This window comes from Desulfocucumis palustris, assembly GCF_002933875.1.
GTDB classification, from domain to species: domain Bacteria; phylum Bacillota; class Desulfotomaculia; order Desulfotomaculales; family Desulfocucumaceae; genus Desulfocucumis; species Desulfocucumis palustris.
The window spans coordinates 1-11,342 of record NZ_BFAV01000036.1; the positions used below are offsets into that span (position 1 = coordinate 1).

Here is an 11,342-nt window from a genome sequence, read left to right on the forward strand (position 1 = left end):
TTTTAACGTGCATCCCTTGCAGTTTAACCACACGGTCAGTTCTGCCGTTTGCGGCGGTGCTGTTTGGAGTTACCTGAACCACAAGCCCAATATGAACACCATGTGCGCCGGCAGCTATACCTCGGGTAAAACTGAGAAGGGCGAGGTTAATGTCTTTATTCCAGGCGATCACATTCTTGGTTTGGTCAAACAACTGATTGCACGCACTGAATATTCCCGCGGCGCCTCGCTTACGTGTGACGGAACTGAGTGGCCAGGTCTGGATGTTTGCAAGAAATGCCCGATGATCCGTTTTAAGGATGAAGAGTGAGGAGGAATAAAGAGTGAAAAAAACTAAAATGGGCGCCAAGACTTTTTTATACCCCATGCCTACTACACTGGTGGGGGCAAATATAAACGACAAGCCAAATTACCTGGCAGTTGCTTACTGTGGCATTGTCGGGACCAACCCGCCGGTGATTACAATAGCCCTGAGAAAATCCCGCTATACAAACACCGGAATTAGGGAGAACGGTACCTTTAGCGTCAACCTTCCGTCCGCGGAGATGGTAAAAGTCACGGATTATTGCGGTTTGGTCTCGGGAAGAAAATTTGACAAGTCCAGGCTTTTCAGCACTTTCTACGGCGAGCTGAAGACCGCGCCCATGATCGATGAGTGTCCTGTCAACCTGGAATGCAAGCTAATTCAAACATTGGATTACATCGGATCGCATGATATTTATATTGGGGAGGTGGTAGAAGCGTATGCAGGGGAACAATACATAACCAATGGTTCGCCGGATATTAAAAAGGTAAATCCCATATTATTGTCATCAACACATGATAAGAATTACTGGAAAGTTGGAGAACCCCTCGGAAAGGCATGGAAGATTGGTGAGGAATACAAGCCCGAATAAGAGTCGCGCTTAAATCATCGTTTCGGATGCAGTGCCGGCATTTGAAAAGAGACATTGTCCTTTAACACGTGCAATGTCTCTTTCTTTTTTTGCTTGATTATGGAGTTCGCCGGTTAGCACGTTGCAATTATTTAAGCTGGCAAAGGTTTTGAATAAAAATAGCAAAAGACAAGATACTCGCCTATCTCCGCTTGTGGTCATACTGAACGAAAAATTAGCCGGGGCAAGCGGGGGAAAACTATAAACATTTTGCCTCATACCCCGGACTATTTTTAACTTCAGTATTTTTTGAAGACGTGCAGTCCCTGGAAAAGGAGCATCATAAAGCGCCGTCAGAGTACCGGAGTCTTTTGGATTGAAAGTACTAGGGTTGGTTGACATCTTCATCGTTTCACAGCAAATTCTTCTGTTTGCAGAAGGCTTTACACTATTGTACTTGACTCTAATCTTTAATAACCTAAACTAATTCCCGGGGATATTCAAGGACCAGATCAGGCTTTCTTAACGCGAGTGAATTATGAATTTCTTTACATCTGATGATTTTGTCGGTAGCTGTTTTGGGCAACTCATCAACAAAATATATAACCTTTGGCTTTTTATAATTTGCTATATAGCCATTTATATAATTGTTAATTTCGTCTGCTGGAATATGAATTCCGTTCCTGGGTACAATAGCGGCCGCAATAAATTTAGCGTTAGAACTTGATGGAAGGCCGAAGATCAGGGATTCCATTACCTTCGGGTGGTAGTTTAAAAGGTGCTGTATTTCTCCCGGGTAAATTTTAAAATTGCCAATATTGATAACTTCAGATTTGCGGTCAACAATGTATAAATATCCATCTTTATCCGCACGGGCTAGGTCTCCGGTCATAAACCATCCGGATTTGCCGAGGCTTTCCCCGGTAGTCTTGGTGTTTTTATAATACCCGTCAGATACGCTTGGTCCCCTTATCGCTAGTTCACCTATCTTGTCGTGGGGCACCTCCTGCAGCCGTTCATCTAATATTTTAACATCATTAAAAGCCATGGGCAGGCCGATAGAAGCGGGTTTTCTTTTTATGTCCTCGGGGCATGACCCGATAAGTCCCCCTTCGGTAGCCCCCCATATTTCAAAAATACTGGCGGATGGAAAGGCCTCCTGAAGGTTTTGCTTTAGTTCGGCGGGAGTAGTGTATGTGCCTGTGATTATATACTTGAGATTTGATTTATCGTATGAATTAAAACGCTCATGGTTGATCAAGTCTTCCCAATACGCTGGGGGCAGGAAAAGTCTGTTTACCTTTTTTTCTTCAATAGTTCTTATAACTATTTCCGGGTCAAATTCTTCCATCAGAATTATTTCCGCCCCGCTAAACATCGCCGGTGAAAAAATGTTTATAAACCGCATAGTAAAGGGTGGCCCGATAAATAAATTTATCTCTCCCCGTTGGTACTGGGAAAAATGAGCCATTTGAATATTAGCCCATAGATTGTTCGAATGGGTGCGGATTACACCCTTGGGGCTGCCGGTGGTACCCGAGGTGTAGATGATATTGCACACGTCTTTTCCTTTTACGGGTGAGTGAACTTCCAGCTTCGAGCGGTTATTTATTATTTCCTCATAGGAGAATGCTCCGTGGGGGGTATTTTCCCCTGCCCAAATCACCGGTATCTGCCTAGTGCTTTCAATAGACATAAGGGAATCCGTAAAAAAGGTATCACATATTATAAGCTTCGGATTGCAATGGCCAACCAGGTTTTCCCACTCGGTGGGCTTCAAAAAATAGTTAAAGGGGACGAGAACGGCGCCGATTTTGGCTGCGGCAAAATAAACAGCTACAAATACTATGCTGTTGCGAAGTATGCAGGCTATGTGATCTCCTTTTTTTATATTTAAAGCCTGTAGTCCAGAAGCAAAGGAATTAACTTCATAATTCAATTGACCGTAGGTTACGTTTCTTTCCTGCTCTAAAAGAGCTATCTGGTTGGGAAAGGAATAGGCGTTGTATCTAAGCATGTCAGCAAAACAGCCTACATTCACATTATCACCCCCGAGTTATTTTGAGCAAATTGCGCGCCAGTCGATATTAAATATTTTAATCTTTCTTAGAAGGGTGGAGTGACCAATACCCATTTGCCGGGCTGCAGCGCGGATGCTCCGGTTTTCCCCGAGCGCTTTCAAAATAATTTCCCTCTCAGCAGTTATTTTTTGATCCCTATAGGAACAAAGGCCTGTCTCTTGAGTTTTAAGAGGCTCCCTTTCCAACTGACAAATGTGGTCGGGCAGTTCCTGAACTGTAATTAGTTTTTTATTGCTAACAATAACTAGTTGTTCAACGATGTTTTGCAATTCCCTGATGTTTCCGGGCCAGTGGTATTTTAAAAAAATATCCATTACCCCAGGGTCAATAATTTTATTTTCGTTATATTTTTCGTTGACCTTCTTCAAAAAACTATTTACCAGGAAGGGAATATCACTTTTTCTTTGTCGGAGTGAAGGCACCTTAATGGGAAATATATTCAGTCGATAAAAAAGATCTTTCCGGAAATCACCACTTTGCACCATGTCTTCAAGGTCCTGGTTGGTGGCGGCTATAAACCGGATATCCATTTTCATTTCTTTTCGGCTGCCAATGCGCATTAATTTTTTTTCCTCAATAACATATAAAATCTTTGCTTGCATGGTTAAAGGTAACTCGGAAATTTCATCTAAAAAAACGGTTCCGTAGTTTCCGGCTTCAATTAAACCTATCTTTCCCATTTTATTTGCCCCGGTGAAGGCACCCTTTTCATAACCAAAGAGTTCCGACTCCAAAAGCGTCGGTGGAATAGCGGCACAGTTAATGGTAATAAAGGGGTTACCAGTGCGCTGGCTGTTATTGTGAATGACCCTTGCCAAACGACTTTTACCTGTGCCCGTCTCACCGGTAATAAGAACATTGGTGCAAGTTGCGGATGCCCTTTGTGCGAGGTCAGTAATAAGGTCCGATAGTCTTTTTTCCGCCACCGGAACTGGGGATTGCTCCTTTTTCGGTACAAATAAAACTAGGTACAGGGGCTTAGCCTGTTCACAGAAAGAAATGGTATATAGCAAATATTCCTTTCGTTTATCGTCCCGGCACCCATTATAAACTATGCAGCATTCATTATTTTCCGGTAGCTCGATGAAGCATGTTGTACCGAAATTAACTCCCGGTGCAATTTTCAACCACTCTGTGGCCAGTTGGTTGGCATAAAGTACGTCAAGCTTCTTATCCAGCAGAACCAAACCGACCTCGCTCTTCGCCATATTACTTACTTTTATTTTGCCAGGTATGACATCTATTTTAGACACCTCCTTAGGAGTAGGAACCTGCTATCCAGAGACCCAAAATCAACTGGTTACCAAAACAGGAAAACCATATAAAAATATATACGCTAATTTTCAGGGAAATCCTTCAAGGGCTATGGTACAATAATGGACCACGGTACATATTTGAACCATTTATAATAATCCGATCAGACAAATTGCTAGTATTTAAGCAAAATCTTGATTGGCATAAATATTGCACAATTAAATGAGTGCTAAGCAATTTTCTTGAGAAAGCTAACTGTTCCTAAAAAACTATCGTCTCAATCATGATATTGCTATTGATATTGTGAGGCTGCCACTGGCTCTAAAAGACAAGTCCATGATGCGAGTGGTAATCGCCCAGTGAAGGGACCACTACAGCGTTAGAAAAAAATTGAGGAGGGTGATGCCAAGGATATAGAATCAACATTTCTTCAGCGTTTTTTTGAGAAATGTATCAATCTTTGGAGGAATATCATTCGGAATGTCTGTTCTGGAACCTAAACCAACAACTCCATGGAGAAAACTTGTGCCGCTACAAGTGAACCTAAACTGAGAAGACTTTCCTAAAGACTGGGGCTACGGCTATTCCTATGAACGCAGGCGGGGTCTTATAAAAACCATGGAGTTTTTGGGCAAAATCGGGATTAAACAGGTAGATAGGCGATAATGAAAAAGAACAAATAATCTGAGGAGGTCATGACATGAATATAAGGAAATTTTGTCTTATTATTGGGATGATCATGTTGCTAGCTGTTACCACGGTGGGTTGTGGCGGGAGCAATTCAACTGGGCAAAACAACCAAGACGCCAAGGAACAAATAGTGTTGAAGCTAGCCACACAACACCCTTTAACACACATTGGAACGACCGCGGGTAGTGAGTATTTTATGAAAAGGGTTGAGGAGCTTAGCAACGGGAGAGTTAAATTTGAATTCTATCCTGCGGAGCAACTGGGCAAGGCTAAGGATATGCTTAACTTGGTCCGGAGCGGCACTGCCGACATGACCTATGTTCTGTCTAGCCTTGTGCCTGGCGAACTTCCTCTAAGCGCTGTCGGTGAGCTTCCACTGTACACCGATACTACGGTTGCTGCTAAAGCGTTCAGAACTCTGGAAAAGGAGGTTTTGTTTGAAAAAGAAATCAAGCGCCTGGGTGTCAGGCCTATAATCGATTCGGAATGGTCCCAGTGCTCGCTGTTTACCACAAAGCCTATCAAGTCCGTTGAAGACCTCAAGGGTATGAAGATAGCCGCGGCTGGCGGCAGGTTGGATGTTGCCAAGTCGTTGGGTGGTGTACCAGTTTCGATGTCGGCTCCCGACACATATGAAGCCCTGAGCAAGGGAATAGTGCAAGGCGCCATTTTTATGTTCAACAATGCCGAGTCATATAAAATACAAGAAGTGGCTAAATACGCTTATGAAGGGGTGCCCATGGGCGGCTACATGGGATATTACTTCATGAATGAAAAAACATGGCAAAAACTGCCTGAGGATATCAAGGAGATTATAGCCAAGGCCGGGATAGAAGCCTCCGACAAGATAGCCCAGAGTTCTGACGAACTGGAAAAAGAAATAATGGAAAAATGGGAAAAATCGGGTAGCGTGACAATCTATCATATTCCTACCGCAGAAAAGGAACAATGGACGACCAAAATAAACAAGGTCAACGAGGATTGGGCTAAAAATATGGATGCCAAGAATCTGGCGGGTAGTCAGACACTGGATGCCTTTAAGAAAGCTCTAGAGGCTTCGGGCAAATAATGATATCAGGTTGTCGATGAAGATGGCATTATCTTCAAACCTTACACTCTCCCAGTCCTATTATAATTTGTAAACCCTGGAGGTGGTCTGTTGAACAAGTTAGATAGGAGCTTTGAGTATGTAGAGAAAGCTTTCTTTGGCATAAGCTTCGTTTGTCTTGTTGTCATGATGTTCTTAGTAAGTTTTGACGTTTTGGGTCGTTTCCTCTTTAATAGACCTATTTACGGAGCATTTGAGATAACCCAGGATTTTTTAATGGAAGCCATGTATTTTATGGCCCTTGGCTATGCCTACAAGAAAGGCGCCCATATAAGGGTGACGATGTTTACCAAGTACTTTCCTAAAAATATTATGATCCCTGTTACTTTTTTGTTTAAAGCGGTTACTCTGGTGTTTTTCCTCGTACTGGCTTATTCCGGCTGGGAGTTGTTTACGCATGCTGTTGAAATTCAGGACTTTACCACCGGAATGGTGCAATTTCCGATGTCACCCAGTTATTTCATGGTTCCTCTGGGGGGGATCCTTATATCCTTAAGAATTATACTGTCTTTTTGTAAATCGGAACCCAATGACGAAGCAGAACCGAGTTAGGGTTCGGAAAAGGAACGATGAAAAATGATTATTGTTTTAACGATATTATTGTTGCTAGCTCTTTTTGCCTTTGGTGTTCCTGTTGGTTTCAGCCTTGCCATCAGCGGCTGTTTCGGGCTGATAATGACGAACGGCTTTGATTCAATCCTATTTTATGTAGGTAAAATCGCCCACACAAGCGTAGCCAATTTTACCTTAACAACAGTGCCAATGTTTATTCTTATGGCTGAATTTGCTTCCAAGGGGAAACTCGCCAACCAGCTATTTACCGTGGCCAACCGCTTTCTAGGTTACCTGCCGGGGGGGATGGCAATAGCTACCGTTATGGCCAGTGCCGGCTTCGGAGCCATGTGCGGCACAAGCTCGGCGGCGGCCGCCACAATGTCAAGCATTGCTGTCCCGGAAATGTTTAAAATAGGATACAAGCCTAGAATTGCCACTGGTATTGTGGCCGTTGCCGGTACCCTGGCGATTATGATCCCGCCTAGCGTTCCTCTGGTAGTATACGGAGTAACCACCGAAATGTCCATTGGCAAGCTGCTTATAGCCGGGATTATCCCGGGTATTATAACCGCCGGTGTTTATTCACTAGGGATTATCTGTTGGACAAAGTTAAGCTCTGGGGTAATGCCCACCTCAGTCCGTTATGCATGGAAGGAACGGATTGAATCCCTGAAAGGTTTGGCACCATTCATCATCCTTGTGCTGGCAGTAATCGGGGGGATGTACTCCGGTGTTGCCACTCCCACGGAAATAGCAGCCCTGGGCGCCCTATTTACACTGATTATCTGTCTACTGATGCGAAGCATTAATCTTCAGGAGATTGTCCAGGCCATTGAAAAGACGGTGCTTACCACCACAATGATTTATACCATTCTGGTGGGCGCCATGATTTTCGGATATTACCTGACGACCTCCCAGGTAGCCCAGAAAAGTATTGCCTTTGTTGATGCCTTGGGGATACCAGGATGGGGTGTTATGGCCATTGTATGCGTTCTGTACCTTATCATGGGCTGCTTCATGGATACCATAGCCATTCTGTTGATTACCCTGCCGCTGACTTTCCCCCTGGTTACCAGCCTGGGCTATGATGGATTATGGTTTGGCATTATCGTAGTTAAATTATGTGAGATTGGGCTGTGCACTCCACCGGTGGGGCTGAATATCTATGTTACCAGCGGCACCACTGGGGTTCCTCTGGAAGAAGTGTTTAAGGGGGTAGGCGTTATGCTGGCGTTTGAGGCTGTGACTTTGCTCATACTGTTGGCATTCCCATCTATTGTGACGTTCTTACCGTCTCTTATGAAGAGTTAATTGGGCTATATTTTGGGAGTACTGCGACAACATAGCCGGTGAGGTTACAGAGGAAAAAGCTAAATACACCGTTTACCTGGCCGGGATGAGGAAACTGCAGACGAGGAGGTGTACTGATTGTCGGAAAACATATTAATTAGAATTGAACAATTTATTACCAGGTCTACCTTTGAGGATCTGACAGAGGAAGTTATCCAAAGTGCCCGGACCGGGATTTTGGACTGGCTTGGGGTGACTGTCGCCGGCGCGCAATACCCTGCAGTAAGAAAGGCGATTGATGTATTGGAGGAGCATAACGGTAGCGGTAAGGTTCTGGTACTTGGACTTGGCCGGTCGTTAAACCTGCTGGACGCTGCTTGCGCAAATTCTATCGCCGGGCATTTTTTGGATTATGATGACACAAATATGGATGGGCTGCTGCACGCCAGCAATCCCACACTGGCGGCCTTGTGCGGCTTATCCCAAAAAAGGAGCGTAAACGGGAGGGACTTTATAACTGCGTATGTTATCGGCTATGAGGTAGCCGTAGCCCTTTCCAGAATAGCAGGGAGACGGCACTATGACCAGGGGTGGCATAACTCAGCCACGATAGGGGTGTTCGGAGCCTGTGCCGCAGCCGCCAAAGTACTTGGTTTTAAAGGACAAGCTTTACATGACGCACTTGGCTTGGCGGGAATTCAAGCGGCCGGCCTGAGGGCTGCCTTCGGCACCTTTGGCAAGACATTCCAGGTGGGTAAGGCGGCCAGCGGGGGGCTTTTAGCGGCTTTCATGGCCGAAGCCGGCATAAACGGCCCGCCAGATATATTTGAGGATAAATTTGGCTTTTTTGCGGCCTTTTCCCCCGCAGAAGGTGATGCCGGACAAATCATGGATGAAATGGGATCGTTCTCAGAGTTCAAACGAAATATCATTAAATTACATGCCTGCTGCCTGCAGAATTACCCTAATGTAGAGGCCGCATTACAGGCTGTAAGCGAAAATCAAATAAAAAATGAAGATATTGCTAAAATAGATTGTTTTGTAAACCAGATTATGATGGACAATGTGGGCAACCCGTATCCCGATGATAGCCTTGGTTCCAAGTTTTGCCTCCCATACTGCATCGGGCTGGCGGTAACAGAAGGTGTGCTTTTTGATAAGCAATTTTCTGACGGCTACATTATCCGACCGGATATAAAAGATATAGCTTCCAAAGTTTCACTGGTGCTTGAGCCTCATGCCAAGGTTACTGACGGAAGGGTAATATTCCACCTGCGAGATGGCCGGGTGATTGAAAAGGTTACCAATAATTTCAGGGGCTACCCGGGACAGCCTATACAGCCACAAGCGTTGAGAGACAAATTTCATGGGTTGTTAAGCAATGTAATAAACCAAGTTAAGGTTGACAAAATAGAGCGGATTGTGGAAACCCTGGAACATGTTCCCCGGGTAAGCGCTCTATGGGAACTATGTTATTAGCTACTGGAGGACTATACTATGGCACACGCTATAGATTCGTTATGGTTTGGACATATTTTTGGAACACCGGAAATGAGGGATATATTCTCTGATCGATCACTTTTACAAAAGTGGATGAATGTCGAAGCCGCCCTGGCCAGGGCAGAAGCGAAGGTTGGGTTAATTCCAGCAGAGGCAGCACGGGAGATAACTGAAAAAGCGGCTATACAGAATATTGACTTAAAATTTATTGAAAACGAAATACATGTAACCAAGCACCAAATTATACCGGTAATAAAGGCCTTGGAAAAAGCATGCTCTCAGGAAGTCGGGGAATACATCCACTGGGGGGCTACCACCCAGGATATCATGGACACGGCATTGGTTCTGCAACTGAAAGATGCCTATTCTTTAATCTACAAAGACTTGTTGAAACTGTTGGAAATTGCTTTACGTATGGCATATGCATATCGTCTCACGATAATGCCGGGAAGGACCAATGGACAACACGCCCTACCCACTACCTTTGGTTTTAAGGTCAGTATTTGGTGTGCGGAAATAGCCCGTCATCTGGAGCGACTGTGTGAATTACGGGAACGCCTGTTAGTGGGGCAGTTTTGCGGGGCGGTAGGAACACTTGCTTCTGTAGCGCCCTTTGGCATGGAAATCCGCCGTCTGATGATGGAAGACCTCGGTTTGGGGAACTGTGTTGCCCCATGGACAACAGCCAGAGATAATATTGCCGAGTACGCCTGTGCGCTGGGGTTGATTACAGGGACACTGGGTAAGATAGGCCAGGAAATTTATAATTTGCAGCGTAATGAACTGGGTGAGGTTCATGAGCATTCCGATCGGGAGCAAATCGGCAGCAGCACCATGCCCCATAAACAAAACCCGGTGGGATCATGCACTTTGATGACTCTGGGTAGGATAGCCCGACAAAATGTCCCGCTTGCTCTGGAGTCCATGTATCAGGAGCATGAGCGAACAATATCTATATTGCAAATTGAATGGGAATGGTTGCCTGAAATATCTATTATAAGCCATAGCGCTATTCAGAAGGCAATTGATGTGTTAAAGGGATTAAGGATAAACGATAAAAAAATGACTCAGAACATTGACATTACACAGAAACTGATAATGTCGGAGCGGATTATGATGCACCTTGGAAAACATCTTGGCAGGCAAAAGGCTCATGATATGCTCCATGACCTTGTCATGAAGGCTGCTTCTAACGGTAAGGATTTTTGCACGGTATTAACCGAAGATGAATTAGTTATGAAATATTTTTCAAAAGAGAACATTTACAGTTTACTTAAACCTGAATTCTATATCGGCGAAGCAGTGGAAATGACTGAAAAGGTATCATTGAATATAGCAGAGCAATTTAACATTACATTATGAAAGAAAAAAAGACTAACAAATTGTCAGTCACTATAAAGATGGTAGGGTTTAGAGGTGACAATTATGCTGGAGGTAAGCGCAAAAGCTCTAGAAAATTTATTGGAATTCATGGACAAAGATAAGCCGCTGCCGGTAAGGATTAAAGAAGTTATGTCCGGGTGCGGGTGAGCAGCCATCCCCGAGCTGATGTTGACTCTGGATGAGTTAAACGACAATGATGAGGTTTTCCAAATTGGTGGTTTAACATTTGTGGTAGAAAAAGGCCTTATGAAAAAAATAAGCCCGGTTAAGGTTGACTACAAGGTTAAATTTTCCGAGCGAGGTTTTGCGATTACTTTCGGAAACGCTTAGTACCCCAGGATGAGGCTTCGAAATGCACTTTGCCTGTGGGAAATAAGTAATAATATCATTCAAGGAGGTAATAAAATGGAAGCGGCAATGGAACTTAAAAAGACGAAAATTGACGAGGAGCGGGTAAAAAGACTAAAGAACTATTTGTTGGACGCCCCGCAGAAGGTTGACACCGAACGGCTCAAGCTGTTGGCGGAGATTTATCCCAAATTGGACGGGTATCCGGCTATTATCAAAAGGGCGAAGTTGTTTGAGTATATTGTCGAAAACAAGACC

10 protein-coding genes are annotated in these 11,342 nt (G+C 44.3%); 8 read left to right on the plus strand and 2 right to left on the minus strand.

Going from position 1 to position 11,342, the window contains the following annotated elements; all coding sequences use genetic code 11:
• Both DCCM_RS03105 and DCCM_RS03110 read left to right on the plus strand, forming a co-directional pair.
• Positions 1-310 (plus strand): DUF169 domain-containing protein (locus DCCM_RS03105; RefSeq protein WP_165791999.1); only part of this gene is annotated, 310 nt, incomplete at its 5' end.
• Positions 311-323: 13 nt separating this feature from the next.
• Positions 324-896, plus strand: coding sequence for a flavin reductase family protein (locus DCCM_RS03110; RefSeq protein WP_207655536.1), 573 nt, complete (start codon positions 324-326; stop codon positions 894-896).
• Positions 897-1,353: 457 nt separating this feature from the next.
• Here the strand turns inward: DCCM_RS03110 and DCCM_RS03115 are convergent, their stop codons facing one another.
• Positions 1,354-2,892 (minus strand): class I adenylate-forming enzyme family protein, encoded by a 1,539-nt coding sequence (locus DCCM_RS03115; RefSeq protein ID WP_231702631.1) that lies wholly within the window; start codon positions 2,890-2,892, stop codon positions 1,354-1,356.
• Positions 2,893-2,931: 39 nt separating this feature from the next.
• Positions 2,932-4,164, minus strand: a complete 1,233-nt coding sequence (locus DCCM_RS03120; protein WP_128739072.1) for a sigma-54 interaction domain-containing protein — start codon at positions 4,162-4,164, stop codon at positions 2,932-2,934.
• A gap of 746 nt (positions 4,165-4,910) precedes the next feature.
• Here DCCM_RS03120 and DCCM_RS03125 point away from each other — a divergent pair.
• The 6 genes from DCCM_RS03125 to DCCM_RS03150 all read left to right on the plus strand — a co-directional run.
• Positions 4,911-5,969: a TRAP transporter substrate-binding protein gene (locus DCCM_RS03125; RefSeq protein WP_104371004.1), complete on the plus strand. Its 1,059-nt coding sequence runs from the start codon at positions 4,911-4,913 to the stop codon at positions 5,967-5,969.
• A gap of 90 nt (positions 5,970-6,059) precedes the next feature.
• A complete protein-coding gene (locus DCCM_RS03130; protein WP_104371005.1) occupies positions 6,060-6,560 on the plus strand; it encodes a TRAP transporter small permease in 501 nt (166 codons plus the stop codon).
• 24 nt (positions 6,561-6,584) lie between these two features.
• Positions 6,585-7,874 (plus strand): TRAP transporter large permease, encoded by a 1,290-nt coding sequence (locus DCCM_RS03135; protein WP_104371006.1) that lies wholly within the window; start codon positions 6,585-6,587, stop codon positions 7,872-7,874.
• A 117-nt stretch (positions 7,875-7,991) separates the two neighbouring features.
• Complete coding sequence (locus tag DCCM_RS03140; RefSeq protein WP_104371007.1) at positions 7,992-9,332, plus strand: MmgE/PrpD family protein; 1,341 nt, start codon at positions 7,992-7,994, stop codon at positions 9,330-9,332.
• A gap of 18 nt (positions 9,333-9,350) precedes the next feature.
• On the plus strand, positions 9,351-10,715 hold the full coding sequence (gene purB, locus DCCM_RS03145) for an adenylosuccinate lyase (protein WP_104371008.1): 1,365 nt from the start codon (positions 9,351-9,353) through the stop codon (positions 10,713-10,715).
• Positions 10,716-11,141: 426 nt separating this feature from the next.
• On the plus strand, positions 11,142-11,342 hold a 201-nt coding region (locus DCCM_RS03150; RefSeq protein ID WP_133163940.1), incomplete at its 3' end, for a hypothetical protein.

What these genes read in the sequence shown, in the direction of transcription:
- DCCM_RS03135 (WP_104371006.1), top strand. Translation starts at nt 6,585, where the DNA reads ATGATTATTGTTTTAACGATATTATTGTTGCTAGCTCTTTTTGCCTTT.
- purB (WP_104371008.1), top strand. Translation starts at nt 9,351, where the DNA reads ATGGCACACGCTATAGATTCGTTATGGTTTGGACATATTTTTGGAACA.
- DCCM_RS03120 (WP_128739072.1), bottom strand. Translation starts at nt 4,164, where the DNA reads ATGGCGAAGAGCGAGGTCGGTTTGGTTCTGCTGGATAAGAAGCTTGAC.
- DCCM_RS03125 (WP_104371004.1), top strand. Translation starts at nt 4,911, where the DNA reads ATGAATATAAGGAAATTTTGTCTTATTATTGGGATGATCATGTTGCTA.
- DCCM_RS03115 (WP_231702631.1), bottom strand. Translation starts at nt 2,892, where the DNA reads ATGCTTAGATACAACGCCTATTCCTTTCCCAACCAGATAGCTCTTTTA.